The following is a 20,497-nucleotide window of genomic DNA, read 5'->3' on the forward strand; positions in this document are numbered from 1 at the left end:
GAGGGAGTGTGCAAAATATGACTACGTTTAAATTCGGGAGTAAAGTTTTGTTTCTTACTCTATTAAGTTCCATCCTTTTAGGGGGCATTTCTTTTGCTGCTCAACCTGAACTTAATGCATATACAATATGGTCAGAGCGTTATGCGAATGCTGTTTTTAGCGCCTTTACCGAAGAAACTGGCATCAAAGTAAATTGGATGAGATTTTCTTCAGGAGAAGTACAAGCACGTCTTGAAGCAGAAAAAAAGAACCCTCAAGTTGACGTTGTATTTGGAAATATGGCTGAGGCTTTCATTAATGGAATCCCCAAAGGGCTTTTCGAACCATATATGCCAGAAGGAAGCAATCAGATACCAGAAAAGTTCAGAGATAAAAATGGTTATTGGACAGGAGTAGCTATTGATCCTATCTGTTTTATGTTCAACGCTAAATTTTTAAAAGATCATGGTCTGGAAGCTCCAACATCGTGGAAAGATTTGTTGAATCCAGCCTATAAGAGTCAATTGCAAATGGCCGATGCACGAACGTCGGGAACAGCAATGTATCGTATTCTCAGTCTTGTTGAAGCCATGGGAGAAGATGAGGCATATTCCTATCAAAGAGACTTAAACAAAAATGTTCAAGTCTACACCAAAAGTGGGGCAGGCGGCGCTTTACCAATAGCAAGAGGACAAGCAGCAGGAGGAATCTTCTTTCTCGTTGATGCGCTGGAGATGCAGCAAAAAGGATATGACATAGTAATTAGTTATCCCGTAGATGGTGTTGTTGCAGGTATTGAAGCTATGGCTTTGGTTTCTGGAGCTAAACATCCGGATCTTGCTAAAAAGTTTTTAGATTGGGCATCTACTGAACGAATGCAACGAATTTACGAAGAGAGCCAAATAAATCTAATTCCTAGTAATCCTAATGTAAAGATTTCTAACCCTGGGCTCGACATGTCTAAGGTCAATGTATTACCACTGGACATTAAATGGGCTGGAGAAAATCGTGAACGCTTAGTAGAACGTTGGATCAATGAAGTACTTAAGTAGCAACAACACGAAAAGGCTTGATAGATCGCTCATAGCTGTCTTAGTTGTATTATGGGCCCTATTGGGCCTTTTCGTTTTGTATCCGCTTATGCGGCTTCTTTATATCGTTTTTATTGTCGAAGGAAGTTTTACACTAAGCAATTTAAGTGAAGTTTTCACAAATTGGTATAACAGGAAAGCACTTTTGGATAGCCTTATTTTGGCAACATCAGTTGCTATTAGTGGAACCTTCTTGGGTTTTATTTTTGCTTTTGCGGAAACACGGATATCTTTGCCACGAATTGTGAAGTGGTTTATTGGAGCCATAGTCGTTTTACCCTTTGTTTCACCTCCATTTACCAGTAGTATCGCTTTAACTTTGGCAATAGGCCCCAATGGGCTACTTTTAAAGCTATTAGGGATTCCAGATTTCAATATTTACGGATTTTGGGGAACATGGCTTGCGGAAACCCTCACATATTTTCCTATAGCCTTTCTGACACTTGCCGCTGTTCTTAACGCAATCGATCAAAATCTTGAAGATGCAGCTATGAGTATGGGAAGCTCTAGATGGCGTACATTTCATACCATTACATTGCCGTTGAGCGCACCTGGTATTGCTAATGCTTTTTTACTTCTTTTTGGCTGTTCTCTAGCAGATTTTGCTACACCCCTTGTTATGGCGGGGCACACATTTCCCGTTCTTACAACGCAAGCTTATCTTCAAATTACTGGGATGTATGATCTTCAAGGAGGAGCAACTCTTTCATTTATCTTGCTCATACCTGCACTTTTAGTCTATCTTCTTCAACATTACTGGATTGAAAAACGCAGCTATGTAACAGTAACAGGCAAATCAGGAGGTCGGGGATCTGCACGAGGAGCAGGAACTGTACTTGAAACGCTCATCTTACTTCTTATATCTATTATTTCGCTCTTTATAATTTTCCTCTACTCAATGATTTTCTTCGGATCCCTCGTAAAGGTATGGGGAGTTGATAATTCATTTACTCTTGAAAACTATGTCTACGTTTTTACTGTTGGGAAAGAAGCAATAAAAGACACACTACTCATAGCAGTAACTTCAACCTTTTTGGGCAGTGTAATAGGCATATGTATAGGCTATTTAGTCAGTCGCCCAGACCTTCCATGGCGTAAAACTCTAGAATTTACTTCTCTGCTAAACTATGTTTTGCCAGGGACAGTCGTAGGTATAGCATATGTTGTTGCTTTCAATTCAGGACCTCTCGTACTCACAGGCACTATGTTTATTATTGTTGCACTTTGTGCTTTTCGTTACGATGCCGCGGGGATACGGGCAATAGTTGCGTCAATGCAACAAATAGATACGTCTATTGAAGAAGCTTCACTTAGCTTGGGAGCCTCTCGCGCAACAACATTTTTCAGAGTGACACTTCCTCTTATTGCTCCTGCCGTAACAACTGGCATGCGATATCTTTTTGTTGTTTCTATGACAGCTGTAAGTGCTATCATCTTTTTAGTCTCTGTGCGATGGAGTTTATTGACAGTACGTATTTTGGAGTGCATTACAGAACTCCTTTTTGCGCAGGCCGCTGCTTTTTCGGTTGTTTTGGTTTTGATCGTTTTTGCAGCGATGGGGATTATAGCCCTTATGTTCCGATTGATATACCCTAATTACATGCGAGCTAGATAGAGGAGGCCATAAAGATGTCTCTATCCATATCACTACAGCACCTAACTAAGATTTTCACAAAAGGGAAAGAAAGCTTTAAAGCTGTCGATAACATTCATTTAGACATTAATGCGGGAGAACTCGTTACTTTCTTGGGGCCATCTGGTTGCGGGAAGACAACAATTCTACGAATGATAGCTGGCTTTGAGACTCCAACAGAGGGACACATATACTTTGATGGGAAAAATGTCACGTCTATAGACGCAAACAAACGAGATATTGGTTTCGTTTTTCAAAATTATGCTCTTTTCCCTCATATGAATGTTTTTGATAATGTAAGCTATGGTCTCAAAGTACGAGGTGCTACTCACAGGAAAATAACCGATAAGGTAGCTGAAGTTCTGGCTCTGGTAGGGCTAAAAAACGTTGAAAATCGTTTTCCGAATCAACTCTCAGGGGGAGAGCAGCAACGAGTAGCTTTAGCCCGAGTTTTTGCCATTAACCCTAATCTTCTTCTCATGGACGAGCCACTTTCCAACCTTGACGCTAAACTTCGCACCTATATGCGAACTGAAATTAGGCGCCTACAAAAGCAATTGGGAATAACGTGTATTTACGTTACTCACGACCAAAAAGAAGCACTGACTATTGCAGATCGTATTGTCGTACTTAACAAAGGTCGAATAGAACAGGTAGCAACACCTTTTGATCTTTATGCTCATCCCCAAACTTTGTTTGTAGCTGATTTTATAGGGCAAGCCAACATCTTTAATAGCAAAGTACAAAGTTTTCATGATGAAAGTTTGGATGTTCTTACATATGGGAATTACCTTACCATACAGAATCCTATGCATACGCATTTTAGTATCGGAGAAGAGATTGCACTCGTTGTACGACCAGAATCTATACGTTTGGAACCGACTGCAAATTCAACTGTTCACGGAATTGTTCGGAGTTGTGTATTTGTAGGAGATAAGATGGAATATGAAATAGAGTTGGAACCGGGGCATCTTATTCATGCTTTTATCCCTTACTCCCACGAAACAAAAGCTTTTTCCGAAGGAGACCGTGTTGGTATTTATATTGATCCGAGAGACATTACAGCTTTGCCGTTTTAAATTTCCTTATTTTTAGCATAGCTAGCTTCTTTTACAAGATATAATAAGAAGCTACTTTATTTCCGAAATAGAAAATCAAATTTTGATCATGAACTGGATTGATCTTTTGAGGTGTTTTATCAGTTGTTTTTCTCTTAAATTAAGCTGATACGATTTAGGAGATAATAGATACACTCCAAGTTTTAAATCAGTCCCGACTATAGGAAGATAGGCACATCCATTTGGGAGGACTCCAGGAATTACAATGGAAATATAATTACTGTTTCTCACTGTATCCACAAGACCACCACGGTCGAAAACAAACAATATATTGCCACTGTTTTGAATGCCCAAAGGGCCTAACCAATCGTCAAAATCAAAATTTTCATATGTAGCAAAAGGAAAATGCTGGAGTTCATCTATATTAATATTTTCCTTTTTTGATAAAGGGTTTCGGCAAGAAACTATGGCTACTACAGGAATATCTTTTCCTATAAGCTCCATCTTAAGATTATATTTGTTTGCATCTATTTTATGTTTGGAATACATACTATTAAAACAATACATAATAGATAGACGATATTTTTGTTCCACCACATCTCGCATTGTTTGTATTAATCCTGTTTCTTTAAAAGCATCCTGTATTTTTCCAGCGGGACTATTTTTTTTAAAATCAAGAAAACTTTGCATCAAAGCAGAAGAATATGTGCAAGAAACGGAAAGATTACGATTCTCTAAAAAAGCGTTTGGGATTCGTTTTATCTTTTCGACTTCACTTAAAATTAATTCAGCGCTAAGCAACAACATCCTGCCTTCAGGCGTAATCTCTATTCCTGAATTCTTTCGCATAAAAATTTGAAATCCTAGTTCGCTTTCAAAATTCCGAATCACGGTACTCAAATTCGGTTGAGACATACATAGATTTTGTGCTGCTTTATTAATCGAGCCGCAACGATAAATTTCTACCACATAAGCAAGGTATTGAAGGTTCATTTACTATCTCCTCCTTCATATGTGATTATATGAAAATACATATAGGGTATCAAGTATTTAAATAACTACCCACACGTGCTTCATAGTATGATGCAAACAATGAATCTATATGGATTATAGGAGGGATAATAAATGCTAGAAAACAATCAACCAGACAGTGCTTTATCGTCTCCTCGCTTTTGCAATACGGGAACTTTTATGCGTATGCCAAAGGTAGAGACAGCTAAAGGATTGGATTTTGTAATAGCGGGTGCCCCCTTCGATACTGCTAGCTCATATCGATCAGGAGCACGCTTTGGACCTTCGGGAATCCGTGCAATTTCGGCCATGATGAAACCTAACAATGTAATATTACAGGTTAATATTATGAATAGCCTTAAAGGTGGCGATATTGGTGACTTTAATATCGTACCAGGATATATTCACCCTACATATATGCAGATAGAGAAAGGTGTTCAGAACATCATCAATGATAATGCTATGCCAGTAGTTCTGGGCGGTGACCATTCCATAACATTAGCAGAACTACGTGCGGTGGCAAAAAAACATGGACCTGTAGCAATCATCCATTTTGATTCCCATTCTGATTTATGCGACACGGTATTCGGTGAAAAATATAATCATGGAACCCCTTTTCGTCGAGCTTTGGAAGAAGGGCTTATTGACGCCGCACACTCTATCCAGCTGGGAATGAGAGGATCGCTCTATGACCCCAACGAGCACAAAATTGCCGCTGAACTTGGTATGAAATTGATTCCTGCCCATAAAATACGAGAAATCGGAATTGATAAAGTGATAGAAATAGCCTTAGAACGGATTGGGGATACTCCTGTATTTCTTACTTTCGATATTGATTTTGTAGACCCTGCCTATGCACCTGGAACTGGCACACCAGAGGTTGGTGGTTTCACTTCGTATGAATCGTTACATATGGTACGGCAATTAAAAGACTTGAATTTTGTGGGAATGGACCTTGTGGAAGTAGCACCATGTTATGACTTTGGTGAATTAACTACTTATATGGCGGCCAATGTTGTATATGAATTCTTATCAATTCTGGCATATCAAAAAGAAACAAAATAATATAGACCATCCGGTGCTGTAATAACACTGGATGGTCTTACTTTACTTCTAGCTGAACGTCACCATCCGCCTCCACCACCGCCACCGCCTCCGCCTCCAGAGGAACCGCTGCCACCTCTTCCACTCGACGATCCTGGAGCAGTTGACGCAGAGGCTATTGAATCAGAAATAGAAGAGGTTATTCCTGTCAAGGCATCTCCAGAGTAAAAACTAAAAGCATTTTTCCCTGAATACCATACTGGGTGGTAATCATTTTCGGCTAAAATATCTGCAAATTTATTCGCCCAGGTTTCAGCGGTATCCAAAGCAAAAGCATAGGGGAGTAGACTCTCAAATACTTCAGGTGTCTCTTCTGGAGGATTAAACATCTCCAAACGATGTCGTTCCGCTGTTTTCATATACATGGCAAGTCCTTCTGCCTCAGAAAGAACAATGTTACCCTTTTCTGTTCTCACCTTCATAAGTTTACGGAAAACAATTACAAGTACAGCAGTCATCAAGGGAGGGAGAAGCATATACCATTCACACACAGACATTCCTATAACAAAACTGCCAACAAAACCTATCCCGAATATAACAACAAAAATAAAAGAAAATATTTTCTTCAGAATCCTGCCACTTTCTCGGGAAGCCCTCCAAATAGAAAGGAAAAAGGTGCCCAAAAATAAGACTAGACCCGTCATAATCAATAAGAAAAGAGACATGTCAATTTGCCCTCCCCATCGCAGAAGCAGGCATATAAATATGGGGATCAAAAGTCCACTTGCCCATGGCAGCGTGTTTTTGGAAAAGAGAGGTTTCGCTTTTTGCCGATAATGTTTCTCTAACTTGTCCTTAGCATTACTAAGAATTTTATGATTATCCTGACGCAATAATAATTCATCTCTTCCATTATCAAAAAGAGTAGACATAAGAATCTCTTCTTCTTCGGTTTTATAGGGAATCTTCCCATCGGTCTCGCTATACATTCGCTTTAAACAATATTTTATCCCTGCCAACCTAGAAGAAAAAGAAACAACTCCCCTTAGAAGAGCATTTTCTTGAAGTTGTCCGAGACGTTCCATTGCTTCTTCTAGCGTCAATTCCTCAATAACAATAAATTTTTTTACAGCGAGGTTAAGTATTTCAGCAGTAAAACAAACATTATCCATTCCCATACGTTCTACATACCGTAAGAAACCTGGGCTTACGTCTTTTGAAGGGTAAAATAGAGGAATAACAGGTTTACGATAAGGATCTTTTCCCCAACGGGACCAAATCATCACATAATAAATCAAGAGGAGAAAAGGAGTACCGAAAAGGAACCACATACCAAACTTTTCAAAAAACGTATATCTCAGTGGGTTTTCAGGCTGATTTATAATCCCTTTCGGCCACGTATAGGCCACAGTGAGGCCTTCTTTTGGAGCAAGAGGTTTTGTTGTTTCTACTGTACTATCGGAAAATACTTGGGCATTTCTTCCCTTTGCTCCCTGCAACCCCGTATAAATATCTATTGACAAAAAAGGGCTTTTCTCAGGAATAGAAACAGAGAATTTCACCTTCTCTATTGGGAAGTCCCAGGCATTACCTGTAACATTCCAATACAATTCGTCATGTTCTTCAAAAAAACCTATCTGCCCTGTAGTTATATAGACTAAAGTATATGTTTGCTCTCCTAAAGAAACGAACTTTTCTGGATCTCCAAGATAGATACGAACCCCATTAGAGCGAGACTCTACCTTGTAAGGAATCTTTCTACCATTAAGTAAAGCTTCTTGTACCGAAAAACCTACCTGTACAGTTCGTCCTGAAGAGTCTTTGTATATCGTGGGGAAATCGCGAAAAATCCCCCTGCGTATTTGTTCGCCTTCAACATTCACGGTAATGTCTTCTCTCACTTCAAGGGAAGAATCAACATTCACTTTAGCTTGAGAAGAGAACATAATAATTTTTTCTTCCGCTTGCACATAAGAAGGAAGGATGAAGATCAAAATTGGCAATACGAAAAGAAGAAAAGAAAGTTTTTTTCGATATAGCATAAAGTTAAAAAGAGACATGTGGTGTCGTACGTGCTTCTTCTGTTGCTTCAAAGTAGTCTGCCTTCTCATAACCAAAATTTCGGGCTATGAGCACAGCCGGAAAAGTCGATATGGCAATATTAAAATCTCTCGCAGCGCCGTTATAGTAGCGACGAGACATTTGTATGTCATTCTCAAGAGAGGAAAGCTCTTCCTGAAGTTGAAGAAAATTAGAATTAGCCTGTAACGCCGGGTAATTTTCAGCTACAGCAAAGAGAGATTTCAAAGCGCCAGATAGCATATTTTCAGAATCGGCACGCTCTTGTAAAGAGTGTGCTTTCGTAATTGCTGAACGAGCCTCGGTAACACGTTGAAAAACCTCTTTTTCATGAGCAGCATAACCTTTTACAGTTTCGACAAGATTAGGAATGAGATCAAATCTACGTTTGAGCTGAACGTCAATACCACTCCAAGCCTCATCTTTCAAATTAACCATACGAACAAGATGGTTATAAATCGATATAGCCCAGAAAATTAATGCAGCAATAACAGCAAGAATAATAAATATGGGCATTGTCTTTATTCCTCCTCTGTCGCTGAAATGTATTTATTTTACCTCAAAAATTTTTTCTTATAACATCCTCTTACAAGATGCAATTTAATAAAAAGGCAGAATTGTGCTATTGAGTTCCCCCTAATGGCTACGTATAATGATAAGTAAATTTAAACCTTTCAGGAGGGGATGCATGCCTAAGAAAGTCCCTGTATTTGCAGCGATTATTTTAGCAGCAGGATCTTCAACTCGAATGGGGCAATGTAAACCTTTACTCTCTATAAATAAGCAAAGCTTGTTAAGCCATCTTGTTACAACATATATAAATGCTGGTGTTTCTCATATTATTGTTGTTACAGGAGCCTATAGAGAGCTAGTTGAACGTGAGTGCCGGTATCTGCATTGTAAAATAGCATATAACAAAAATCACGACACCGGCGGCATGTTCAGTTCCGTTATTTGTGGCGTACAGACTCTTCCTTCTGAAGTATCCGCTTTTTTTGTTCATCCATGCGATATTCCTCTTGTACGATCTAGTACAATTCACTCTCTCTTACACCATTGGGACACGTCTATGCCTGTCTTAACTCCTGTCTTTAAAGGGAAGAAAGGACATCCGCCCCTCTTATCAAAGCATCTTCTTCCGTATATCTTGTCATGGTCAGGCGAAGACGGACTGGCTGGATTTTTAAGAAGATATACTTCTACTTCGTTGCTTTCTGTTCCTGATCAATTTATTCTTTATGATATAGACACTCCTGAAGATTATCGTAAAGCTCTTCATGCTTGGAATACGCACACCATACCTACAGAAGAAGAGTGTGAAGAACTCTTCTCCATTGCACGAACTCCCGAGAAAGTCATTCGCCATTGCCGCGTCGTTCAGAAAGTAGCCCGTCATATAGCGCTTTCCGTCTCTTCCTTTCATCCGTGTCATTTCCTTTTGGTAGATAAAGCAGCTCTTTTGCATGACATCTGCAGAACATCGCCACATCACGCCAATGCAGGCTATTTTTTCCTTAAAAATTGGGGATTTGATGCCGTAGCAGAGTTAGTAAAAAACCATATGGACATTCCTGAAGATGCCACAACTGAAACTAAAATTCTCTATCTGGCCGATAAGATAGTAAAAGATTTCAATATTGTATCTCTTCAAGAAAGGATCGACGACGTATTGAGCAAATGGAAGGGAGGACAGGCATCAAAACAGGGCTTAAGGCGTCTCCATAAAGCTCTCGATATACAAAATGAATTCGAGAAACTGACAGATGGAAATCTTGATGTAGGAGAATAAAGAATGACTGCCTATATATTAAAAGAGATCTACGAACAAATAGAGCGGGGCGAAGAGGGCGTTTTATGCACCATCATAGAAAGCAAAGGATCAACACCACAAAAACCAGGAACTCGCATGTTTGTCTTTCCAAATGGGAATATTTTAGGAACTATCGGAGGAGGAATATTTGAACATAGAGTTATAAAAAGAGCGCTGGTTCTATTTAATGAAACTGAAAAAACAGCCCTCTACTCTGAAAAATTTGAAGCGAAAAATCCTGACGATGCTATATGCGGCGGAGAAGCAACCGTCTTTATGGAGTACCTGACAGGAAAACCTCATCTCATTATTTTAGGTGCTGGCCATGTAGGAAAAGCATTGGCACAAATAGCTACCTTTTGTGGATTTAAAGTGACATTATGGGACGATAGATTAGAATTTTTGCCACAAACGGAAAATTCAGAAATACAAATTGTCTGTTCTTCTCTCGACGATGCTATTCATAAACGGCTTCCGTTTTTACCTCCTCCCTTTGTTGTAGTTGTAACGAGAGGTCACGCTCTTGATGGTGAAGCAATCAAGTTACTCGAAAATCAAAACACAGCATATCTAGGAGTAATAGGATCGACCAAAAAGGTAACGCAGCTGCGACAAGAATTAGTTGCACAGGGAATATCACCTTCGTATCTTGACTCAATATATACGCCAATTGGCCTTTCTATCAAAGCAGAGACCCCATCGGAGATAGCGATCTCCATCATGGCTGAAATTATTGCAATTTACAGAAACGCCCCTATTAATAAGCTGCGTTTATGGCATAAGGAAACTGAGATAAACGAAGTAAAAAGGAGATGATGGCAGCCATGAAATGGTTTTATCCAACTTCTATTGAAGAAGCTATGCAACTGCTATCTCAAGAAGAAGTTTTTCTTCATGGAGGAGGAACGGGACTTCTTCGACGTGGCTTACAAGGAATCAACGGTTTGATCGATATGTCTTCTCTCCCATTTAATACTATTAAAAGAGAGGATAGTACAGTTATTATTGGTTCACAATGTACATATGCTCAAGCAAGCGATGCTTTGCTTCAAATTGATCCTGAAAATGTATTGGGAAAAGCACTTGCTCTTGCTGCATCCACGCCTCTCAGAAATAGAATAACAATAGGAGGAAGTCTTGCTTTTTTACCACCGTGGTCAGATTTACTTGGCCCACTCGTAGCTCTTGATGCCAGAATAGCTGTAGCATGGCCACAAAAACGGACTTTTTCCTTATCTGAATTTATATCTACCTTTTCACAACAAAATAAATGCCTTATTACACATATTATTGTACCTGCGATAAAAACTCTGAATTTCTATTATAGGGAAACGCGTGTTTCCTTTGACTATCCTTCGTTCACATTAACAATCATCCTCAAAATTTCTGAAGGCTCTATAGAAAAAGCTCGCATCATCTTTACTGGAAACAAAACTCGTTTTTATGAAGCAAAAGAGATAGAAGAAAAACTTCTGGGGCTCCATATCAATACAATAACGCCTGAAGACTACGCTCAAGAATTACCAGAAATAGACTTTATCGATAAACAGTCAGGCTCGGCTCACTACCTCAATGAAATATCAAAGGTCTGGCTAGAGAGAGGTCTCCGTTCTTTAAAGGAGGGGGAGAGCCAATGAAAAAATTTTTCGTTATCAACGGCAAAGAAAGAGAACTTGAATTTGAAGAAGACGCTCTTCTTTTAGACCTTTTACGGTCTTCTGGTTATACGGAAGTACACTGTGGCTGCAAAGAGGGGAGTTGTGGATGTTGCACAATTCTTCTTGACGAAGTTCCGGTAAACTCATGTCAGATATTGGCAGCGACAGTTAACAATAAAAAAATAACTACGGTTTCTGGGCTAGGAACTATCCATTCGCCTCATCCCATACAGGAAGCTTTTGTTGAAGCAGGCGCTGTTCAATGCGGTTTCTGCACACCTGGTATGGTTTTAGCAACATATGCCCTTTTGGAAAAAAATCCTTCTCCCTCAGACGAAGAAATTATACACGCCCTTGACGGTAATTACTGTAGATGTACGGGGTATGTAAAGATTTTGAAAGCAGTACATCTAGCTGCAAAGAAGGTGAAAAATAATGTCTGAATATAATGTCATCGGGAAATCTTTTGATAAAGTTGATGGAATATCTTTGGCAACTGGCTCAGCCCTTTACACGGATGATTGGAAAGTCAACAACCCCCTCTTCATTCGGTTACTTTATTCTACTGAAGCTTTTGCTGAAATAATCGACATTGATATTGAAGAAGCTTCTAAGATGCCAGGTATTGTAGATATTCTTTCATTTATGAACACACCAGACACTTTATTTACAACGGCAGGGCAAGGATTTCCAGAACCTTCCCCTTATGATTGTCGCATTTTCGATAAAACAGTAAGATATGTTGGAGATAGAGTAGCAGCAGTTGTTGCAGAATCAGAAAAGCAAGCCGAAGATGCTTTAAAAAAAATAAGAGTAACGTATCGTAGCCTCCAAACAAATTTTGATGCAGAAAAAGCCATGGATGAAAATATGCCTCATATTCACGGGAAAGAAGCGTTTTCTCCTATATTGGCTCCTTATAACCCAGAAAAAAATCTGGCTGGACAATCTGACTTTTCCTATGGGGATATTGAAAAAGGATACGCAGAATCTGCCCATGTCATAGAGCATACATATACAACCCAATATGTGAGTCATTGCGCCATGGAACCCCATTCGGCACAAGCCTCATTCGATGAAAAAGGGCGTCTTATCATCGTTTCGTCTACCCAGGTTCCTTTCCATGCACGCCGTATAGTCAGTCACGTAACTGGCCTACCCATACGCCGAATCCGAGTAATAAAGCCCCGAATTGGAGGGGGATTTGGCACAAAACAGGAAGTTTTTCTCGAACCTCTTGTCGCTTTGGTAACTTTGCGAACCAAGAGATCTTCAAAACTGATTTTGAGCCGTAAAGAAGTTTTTGTTTCTTCCCGAACGCGACATCCCTTTAGACTGAAACTACGTACTGGATTTAAAGAAGATGGACAAATTATGGCATTAGAAATGGATGCCCTAATGAATGCGGGAGCGTATGGCCCCCACGCACTCACTGTTCTATCAAATGCAGGGTCAAAGGTGCTTCCTCTTCTGAACAAAATACCGAACATGAAATTTTCGGGCAAATCTGTTTACACAAACCTCCCCATCGCAGGTGCATATAGAGGATATGGAGCTACTCAGGGCTATTTTGCTCTCAATCAACATCTAGACATAATTTGTAGAGAAACTAATCAAGATATTCTTGAGTATATAAAAAAATGGCATATTAAAGAACAAGAAACATCTGCTGTCTTCGAAGCACTTGGTGAAGGAAAAGAAGGAGTTGCACAAGTAGTAAAAAGTTGCAAACTCTCTGAGTGTATCGATAAGGGAGCTAAAGCCATAGGTTGGTATCAGAAACGGGATAAAAAAATAGAGACTCAAAAAGATGTTGTTAGAGGAGTAGGAGTTGCTGTCGCAATGCAAGGTTCCGGCATCCCTCTCATAGATATGGGAAGCGCATATATGAAAATGAATGATGACGGATCCTTCTTCCTCTTTGTGGGAGCTACCGATATTGGCACTGGCTCTGATACAGTATTATCTCAAATAGCAGCAGAAACACTTCAAGTTCCTCTCGACTATATTCATATTCTTTCGTCAGACACTGATATGACACCTTTCGATGTAGGAGCTTATGCATCTTCAACTACATATATTTCTGGTGGAGCTGTGCTTCGTTGCGCACAAGACATTGTCAAACAGATTATTGAACACGGAGCACTAATGCTAGATTGTCCCAAAGAAGAACTCTCTCTTCACGAAGCTTGCGTTATCAATGAAAAGACAGGAAAGAGCATCTCTTTCGAACAAATTGGCCAACATTCTTTTTATACTAGTAAACAAATACAGATTCAATCAGGCGCATCTCATGTTTCCCCTCAATCGCCGCCTCCATTTATTGCTCAATTTGCGGAAGTAGAAGTAGATAAAAAAACTGGCAAAGTTCATGTTGTTAAATTTGTTTCAGCTATCGATTGTGGACAGCCGCTAAATCCCAAATTAGTGGAAGGACAAATTGAAGGTGCTGTTGTGAACGGCATAAGTTTTGCACTTACAGAGGAACTTCGTTTTGATAAAAGCGGAAGAGCTCTAAATTCCACCTTCTGGGATTACAAAATTTTCACTGCTGCAGATATTCCTGAAATGCAAACTATTATTGTGAATTCCTCAGATGAAGATGGCCCTTACGGAGCCAAGTCAGTAGCGGAAATTGGAATCAATGGTCCTGCTCCAGCTATTGCCAATGCTATTTATGATGCGGTAAACATTCGACTTTTCGACCTCCCCTTTACCCCCCCTAAAATTATGAATGCCCTCAAAGCCACAGGAAGAGGGTGATATCGTGACAAAACAAATTATAGCGAACGGCCCTTTAACCGATGGCGATATTTTTTATCCGTGTGGTGCAATTCTTATAGAAGACAGGAAAATTATGGAAGTAGGCTCCTGCGAGACCTTGCGTCGCAAGTGGCCTGATACTCCTGTGGTTGATGTGGAAGGGCGCTTAATAATACCTGGACTGACAAACTTTCATCATCATCTTTATTCATCATTAGCAACAGGGCTTACACCTCGTGGAGAAACAATATCGTTCTCTGATATTTTAAAAAATTTATGGTGGCCTCTTGACTTTCTGCTCGACGAGGAATCAATATATTTTTCAGCCCTATATGGCATTATACGTTCCGTACAATGTGGCGTTACATCTATATTTGATCACCATGCCTCACTGGGTTCTGATAAAGGAAGCCTTGAACTTATAGCTCATGCATTCAAAGAAGTTGGAATTCGCGGCGTTCTATGTTTTGAAGTTTCTGATCGAGCAGGAGAAGAAAAGGTCAATGAGCAAATTGAAGAAAATATCAGGTTCTGGCAAGAACACCAACGAGATGCCTTCATTCACGGAATGCTAGGCCTCCATGCTAATTTTACACTTTCAGAAAAGACACTTTATAAAATACGAGAGCTAAAACCTAAAAATCTTCCCATACATATTCATTGTGGAGAAGGAGAAGATGATCTTATCTATTGCCAGAAATTAGGATATAAGGGACCCGTTCATCGTCTTGATTCCTTTGGCCTATTAAATAAAGACTCCTTTCTTATTCACTGTATTCATTTATCTGAAAAAGACTACAAGATTCTTTCAAATAAATCTCCATGGGTTGTAACAAATCCCGAATCAAACGCTAATAACAGGGTTGGGCAAATGGATCGTCAAAGAATTACTAAATTCGTCATAGGAACTGATGGCATGTCTTCCGACATTATTGCCTCTCTAAGAAATTATGCCATTACTTCAAAAGAGTTTCCTGAACCATTTGAACGTCTTGAACGAACATTTTGGGGATGGCCCCGACTCATAAGAAGAAATACGTGGGGGTTTCAGGGAATATTCGCATTTGGTGAACCTGCTGATATTACAGTTCTAGACTATAAACCAGTCACCCCAATTCATGAATCAAATATTATGGGACATTTGATTTTTGGGGCACGGCAAGGCAATGCTTTTCTTACAATGTGCAATGGGAAAATTATATGGCAAAATGGCTCATTTGTTTCCCTGCATGAAGAAGCAGTCTTTCACGATATACGAAGAGTTGCAGGTAAGCTACACAAACGTTTTTCCTCGGGAAAAAAGGAGGGATTTCCATGGTCGGATTAGCAAGAACCATATGCGGAGTAACCTTTAAAAGCCCAGTTCTTACTGCTGCCGGACCTAACGTAGCCACAAAAGATCATGTACTAGCAGCTATTTCAGGAGGAGCAGGAGGCATTGTTACCAAAACCATTTCTGTCTCTCCAGCTCAAGACCCCAGGCCAACAATACGAAAGGGACCTCTTGGAAGTTTAATTAACTGCGAAACATGGTCTGAAAAACCCGTTGAAGATTCGTTGCCGATTTTTAATGCTATAAAAGAAAAAGGGTTACCCCTTATTGTTTCAATAGGTTACAAACCTCAAGAAGTGACGTTTCTCGGAAAACTTTTAGAACGTGATGTACATCCTGACATTATTGAATTCTCAACGCATTATGTGGGACACGAAATCAGCCCACTTATAGATGTAGCAAAAATTTTGAGAGATGTTGTATCTGTTCCCATCTGGATGAAAATTTCTCCAAACATCCTTGACGTTCAAAATCTTGCAAAAGCCGCATCTCAATTTGTTGATGGCTTCGTAGCTATTAACTCTCTGGGGCCTGTTTTAGATTTTGATGTTGAAAAACCGTCACCTTTATTAGGTTCAACTTTTGGACAAGGATGGATGTCAGGCCCTCCAATTCTTCCAATAGCTCTACGTATTGTCTATGAAACATCAATAAGTCAACCCAAACCTGTTATAGGCGTCGGCGGAATAGAAAAGGGCGAAGATGCCATTAAGTTTTTCATGACAGGAGCCTCTCTTGTGCAAATTTGTAGTGGTGCTCTCAAAAAAGGTTCAGCAATATATGGGACAGTCTCTCAAGAAATTGAAGAGTGGCTTGAGAAACATGGCTATTCATCTATAGATGATGTACAAAATAAATATATCGACGCAGTAAAACACCTTCGCCATTAAGGAGGTGCCTTAATTAATGACCATCGTTGGGAAAACATTCTCCAGAAAAGATGGAGTCGATAAAGTTACTGGGAAAGCTCTTTATGTCAATGACATATCTATCCCTGGAATGTGGGTTGGGGGAACCCTCCGCTCTTCAGAAGTTCGAGGAGTTATTAATAAGATAACATTCAGTTCTTCTTTTGATTGGACACAAGTAGTTGTTGTTCAAGCAACAGACCTTCCAGGGCCGAATTTTGTTGCTATGGTTAGAAATGATTTTCCTATTCTTGCGGAAAAAGAAATTTCTTACTGGAAGCAACCTATACTTCTCATTGCCGCTCCAGATAGTAACATTCTACAACAAGCGCTTACCTCAGTAGTCGTAGATATTACGCCTCTTCATCCGGTCCTTACAATTGAAGAAGCTCTACAAAAAGACACGATTATTCATGGTGACACAAACATTATTGAAAAATATCGCATTCAAACAGGCGATACGAAAAAAGGATTTGAAAAGGCTGACTTCATAGTGGAAGGCTGTTACAGAACTGGATACCAGGAACACGTCTATCTAGAACCTCAGGGAATGATCGCACGCCCATGTGGTGAAAACTGTGTGGAAGTCATTGGTTCTCTTCAATGCCCTTATTATGTTCATAATGCTTTATGCAAGGGACTCAATCTTACTCATGAAAAAGTCATTGTAAAACAAGCTGTTACAGGAGGCGCTTTTGGAGGAAAAGAGGACTACCCTTCAGTGCTTGCTCTTCACGCCTCTCTTCTTGCATTAAAAGCTCAACGACCAATCAAGATAATCTACGATAGAGAGGAAGATATTTTAGGAACAACAAAACGTCATCCGTCATTGATCTATCATAGGACAGGGGTCAAAAAAGACGGAACCATAGTAGCTTCCGAAGTAGATCTCTCCCTTGATGGAGGAGCTTTTACCACTCTGAGCATCGTTGTTTTGCAACGTTCTATACTGCATGCTATGGGGCCATACAGAATGGATAATTTTGCATTGGAGGGTCGAGTAGTTGCAACAAATACTCCTCCTAACGGAGCATTTAGAGGATTTGGCGTTCCTCAAAGTGCTTTTGCCATTGAGCGTCACATGGATCGTATAGCAAAGACACTTCAATTATCTCCCGTAGAAATTCGGAGAAAAAATATCATGAAAGATGGAGATACTTTCCCTTTCGGCCAAAAAGTGGACTCTATTCATGCATCCCTCGTTTTAGAAGAGGCGCTAAAACAATCTCATTTCTTCAAGAAAGAAAAAGAATACGCCTATTACAATAAAATAAATGATAACGGTATTAAAAAGGGTATTGGCGTAGCTCTTGCATTTCATGGCGGAGGTTTTACTGGATCTGGAGAAGAAAAAATTGCGGGAAAAGTCAAAATTTCTTATGAACCAAATGAAAAAATTGGAATATACGTCAGTAGCGTAGAGATGGGGCAAGGAGCAGCAACGGTTTTGCCCATGATTGCTGCAGAAACGTTGGAATTACCTTTCGAAAAGGTAATTCATCACCAACCGAATACGGCATACACCCCTGATAGCGGACCAACTGTTGCTTCTCGTACAACCATGTTTGTAGGGAGTGTAGTAAAAAAAACATGCCAAATGCTACTCAGGAAGCTGGAAGAATATCTTGCTCTGTGGCACAACACTTCCACCTCTTCAATTCATTACAACAATGGAGTTTTTTCTCTTCCTGATAATCATAAATTTTATTTTGACGAAATAGCACATCGATACGTTCAAGAACATGGGAAGTTAGAAATCCAAGGAGAATATACACCTCCACCTAATCTCTTATGGGATGAAGAAACATATAGAGGAGCCGCGTATAAAGATTATTCGTGGATCGCTTATGTAGTAGAAACTAACGTTAATATGGACACATACGAAATACAGCCGACACTCTGCACAGTAGTAGCAGAAGTTGGTAAAGCTATTCATCCTGTCTTAGCTCGCGGACAAATAGAGGGAGGAGCGCTGCAAGCTCTCGGTTATAGTTACCTCGAAAATTTACAAATTGAAGATGGCCGATATGTTTCAGGACATCTTAACGCGTATCTTATCCCTACTTCTATGGATACACCTGCATTTAATACACACATTGCTGAAGTTGAGAGTCCTATGGGGCCCTATGGAGCTAAAGGCCTTGGAGAATTGCCTATGGATGGAGGTGCTCCTGCACTTGCTTCTGCAGTATGGAATGCAACTTCTCTTTTTACCTCACAAATACCAATAACCGGTGAAATGCTTTTTGAACTTGAGAACAACCTTATTCAGAAAGGCGTGGAGAAGAATGATTATTGATATTATCGTTAATCATAAAAAGTATATATTAAATGTCCACCCTTTAAAAAGGCTACTCGATATTATACGAGAGGATTTAAAACTCACTGGGACAAAAGAAGGATGTGGAGAAGGCGAGTGTGGGGCTTGTGCAGTGCTCATGGATGGAGAACTCATAAACTCATGCATGCTGCCGGCGATACAAGCCCATGGGCACCACTTCACGACAATAGAAGGATTAGATGATCAACATGGTGAACCGGATATTCTTCAACAAGCTTTTATTGACAAAAATGGAGTTCAATGTGGATTTTGCACACCTGGTATGATCTTAGCTGCTCGAGCTTTGCTTATAAAAAATCACCATCCCAATAGGGAGAAAATAAAAGAAGCACTCGCAGGCAACTTATGTCGTTGCACTGGATATGAAGCTATCTTCAGAGCAGTGGAGAGAGCCTCCGCACAATACTACGGCGAATCTATAAAGGAAGAGATCACCTATGATAACTTTCTCTCACCATCTTTATCGGAGAGGGAAAAAGAGTGGGTTTTTATTCCTCAACATATTGAAGACGCACTTCATTTTCTTACACAGCATGAAGATATAACAATATTGGCAGGAATGACAGATATTGCCCCTGATATGAAAAATAAAAAAACGCACCCTCGAAAGATCTTAGATATCAATTCAATTCAAGAGCTACGTTCTATCCTCCTTAGCGAGGACGAAAAGAGCTTATCCATAGGTGCTACGTGTACGAACACACAACTTATGTATCATCCCTTAATCTTAAGATACTTACCATCCCTTAGTTATGCTGCTTCTCAATGTGGAGCAGTAGCTATTCAAAACAGAGCCACAATAGGGGGAAATATTATTACAGCTTCGGGAGCAGCAGATTTGCCTGTTATTCTACTGGCATTAGGAGCAGAGCTTGTATTAAGAAGTCATAAGGGAAGTAGAGTTATTTCTCTCGAAAAGTTTTTTACCGGTTATAGAAAAACCCTTCGCCAAAGTAATGAACTTCTTACAACAATAAAAGTGCCTCTTCCAGATCCACATGCCATACAGAAATTTTATAAAAGAGGTTCAAGAGCTATGCTTACTCTTTCCCGAATATCTTTAGGTTGTTATCTATCATATGAAAATCACAAAATTACGAAAATCAGATTTGCTGCTGGAAGTATGTCTGCGTTCCCAGAACGATTGTATAACGTAGAAAAGTCCCTGTTAGGATACCCCCTTTCTGAAGAATACATAAAAAAAGCAGCAGATGAAGCGGTAAAGAATCTACATCCGAGGAAATCCCCTGCATTCAGAAAAGAGGTTACACGTCGCCTTATAGAACGTTTTTTAAAAAATGTTAATGTCACGTGAAAACTGTATCGATCGCTACTTGACAGCAATTTGTAAATACTTTATTGTTGTTTTGCTGATAGGCGCCATCAGTAATACATGCAAAAGATTCTAGGAGGCAGTATTTTGACAACTCAGGGAACAGTCAAATGGTTTAATGCGTCAAAAGGTTATGGCTTCATCACAACTGACGAAGGCAAAGACATTTTTGTTCATTTCAGCGCTATTCAGAGCGATGGTTTTAAAACCCTCGACGAAGGCCAGAAAGTTTCTTTTGATATTGTAGAAGGACCTAAAGGGGAACAGGCCGCTAACGTTGTAAAGCTTTAGTTTTTGTCTTCACAATTCTGAAGCGAATAAAGGCAGCACAAAATGTGCTGCCTTTTTATTTTATTTATAAATTATATTTTTCTTCTACCTTTACAATTTATAAAAAAAGCATGTACAATGCTTAGCGGTTTAAGAAGGCAGACCTAAAAATAAAGAGAGGTCTGC

17 protein-coding genes are annotated in these 20,497 nt (G+C 39.7%); 14 read left to right on the top strand and 3 right to left on the bottom strand.

The features are described from left to right. Positions 1–17 precede the first annotated feature (17 nt). The 3 genes from VB083_RS03695 to VB083_RS03705 are packed head-to-tail and all read left to right on the top strand — an operon-like array spanning position 18 to position 3,782. Positions 18–1,031, top strand: a complete 1,014-nt coding sequence (locus VB083_RS03695; protein ID WP_213690729.1) for an ABC transporter substrate-binding protein — start codon at positions 18–20, stop codon at positions 1,029–1,031. After that, positions 1,015–2,685 (top strand): iron ABC transporter permease, encoded by a 1,671-nt coding sequence (locus tag VB083_RS03700; RefSeq protein ID WP_323401748.1) that lies wholly within the window; start codon positions 1,015–1,017, stop codon positions 2,683–2,685. The genes VB083_RS03695 and VB083_RS03700 overlap by 17 nt, the downstream gene beginning before the upstream one ends. Before the next feature lie 14 nt (positions 2,686–2,699). After that, positions 2,700–3,782 (top strand): ABC transporter ATP-binding protein, encoded by a 1,083-nt coding sequence (locus tag VB083_RS03705; protein ID WP_213690727.1) that lies wholly within the window; start codon positions 2,700–2,702, stop codon positions 3,780–3,782. Between the two features lie 75 nt (positions 3,783–3,857). Here VB083_RS03705 and VB083_RS03710 read toward each other — a convergent pair whose 3' ends face one another. After that, the gene (locus tag VB083_RS03710) at positions 3,858–4,754 is read right to left on the bottom strand and encodes a LysR family transcriptional regulator (protein ID WP_323401749.1); all 897 of its coding nucleotides are present in this window, start codon (positions 4,752–4,754) and stop codon (positions 3,858–3,860) included. Between the two features lie 132 nt (positions 4,755–4,886). Here VB083_RS03710 and speB point away from each other — a divergent pair, with 132 nt between their 5' ends. Then, a complete protein-coding gene (gene speB / locus VB083_RS03715; protein ID WP_213690714.1) occupies positions 4,887–5,837 on the top strand; it encodes an agmatinase in 951 nt (316 codons plus the stop codon). Between the two features lie 59 nt (positions 5,838–5,896). Here speB and VB083_RS03720 read toward each other — a convergent pair whose 3' ends face one another. Then, on the bottom strand, positions 5,897–7,909 hold the full coding sequence (locus tag VB083_RS03720) for a DUF2207 domain-containing protein (protein ID WP_323401750.1): 2,013 nt from the start codon (positions 7,907–7,909) through the stop codon (positions 5,897–5,899). Beyond that, positions 7,863–8,411 carry a LemA family protein gene (locus VB083_RS03725; RefSeq protein ID WP_213690712.1) on the bottom strand — a complete coding sequence of 183 codons (549 nt, stop codon included), beginning with the start codon at positions 8,409–8,411 and terminating at the stop codon, positions 7,863–7,865. The genes VB083_RS03720 and VB083_RS03725 overlap by 47 nt, the downstream gene beginning before the upstream one ends. Before the next feature lie 172 nt (positions 8,412–8,583). Between VB083_RS03725 and VB083_RS03730 the strand changes: the two genes are divergently transcribed. The 10 genes from VB083_RS03730 (at position 8,584) to VB083_RS03775 (ending at position 20,332) form a co-directional block, all read left to right on the top strand. Further along, entirely contained in the window at positions 8,584–9,684 is a 1,101-nt protein-coding gene (locus VB083_RS03730) for a DVU_1551 family NTP transferase (RefSeq protein ID WP_323401751.1), read from the top strand. Between the two features lie 3 nt (positions 9,685–9,687). Further along, positions 9,688–10,521 carry an XdhC family protein gene (locus VB083_RS03735; protein WP_323401752.1) on the top strand — a complete coding sequence of 278 codons (834 nt, stop codon included), beginning with the start codon at positions 9,688–9,690 and terminating at the stop codon, positions 10,519–10,521. An 8-nt stretch (positions 10,522–10,529) separates the two neighbouring features. Beyond that, entirely contained in the window at positions 10,530–11,342 is an 813-nt protein-coding gene (locus VB083_RS03740) for an FAD binding domain-containing protein (protein WP_213701108.1), read from the top strand. Further along, positions 11,339–11,806 (top strand): (2Fe-2S)-binding protein, encoded by a 468-nt coding sequence (locus VB083_RS03745; RefSeq protein WP_213690708.1) that lies wholly within the window; start codon positions 11,339–11,341, stop codon positions 11,804–11,806. The genes VB083_RS03740 and VB083_RS03745 overlap by 4 nt, the downstream gene beginning before the upstream one ends. Beyond that, on the top strand, positions 11,799–14,126 hold the full coding sequence (locus VB083_RS03750; protein WP_323401753.1) for a xanthine dehydrogenase family protein molybdopterin-binding subunit: 2,328 nt from the start codon (positions 11,799–11,801) through the stop codon (positions 14,124–14,126). Before VB083_RS03745 ends, VB083_RS03750 begins: the two co-directional genes overlap by 8 nt. A gap of 4 nt (positions 14,127–14,130) precedes the next feature. Beyond that, positions 14,131–15,453, top strand: a complete 1,323-nt coding sequence (locus VB083_RS03755) for an amidohydrolase family protein (protein ID WP_323401754.1) — start codon at positions 14,131–14,133, stop codon at positions 15,451–15,453. After that, on the top strand, positions 15,441–16,349 hold the full coding sequence (locus tag VB083_RS03760; RefSeq protein WP_323401755.1) for a diguanylate cyclase: 909 nt from the start codon (positions 15,441–15,443) through the stop codon (positions 16,347–16,349). The genes VB083_RS03755 and VB083_RS03760 overlap by 13 nt, the downstream gene beginning before the upstream one ends. Positions 16,350–16,365: 16 nt before the next feature. Then, positions 16,366–18,666, top strand: coding sequence for a xanthine dehydrogenase family protein molybdopterin-binding subunit (locus VB083_RS03765; protein WP_323401756.1), 2,301 nt, complete (start codon positions 16,366–16,368; stop codon positions 18,664–18,666). Further along, positions 18,656–20,023 carry an FAD binding domain-containing protein gene (locus VB083_RS03770; RefSeq protein ID WP_213691377.1) on the top strand — a complete coding sequence of 456 codons (1,368 nt, stop codon included), beginning with the start codon at positions 18,656–18,658 and terminating at the stop codon, positions 20,021–20,023. The genes VB083_RS03765 and VB083_RS03770 overlap by 11 nt, the downstream gene beginning before the upstream one ends. Positions 20,024–20,128: 105 nt before the next feature. Next, the gene (locus VB083_RS03775; protein WP_323401757.1) at positions 20,129–20,332 is read left to right on the top strand and encodes a cold-shock protein; all 204 of its coding nucleotides are present in this window, start codon (positions 20,129–20,131) and stop codon (positions 20,330–20,332) included. Positions 20,333–20,497: the final 165 nt, after the last annotated feature.

It is taken from the genome of Aminobacterium sp., assembly GCF_034926885.1.
GTDB lineage: Bacteria > Synergistota > Synergistia > Synergistales > Aminobacteriaceae > Aminobacterium.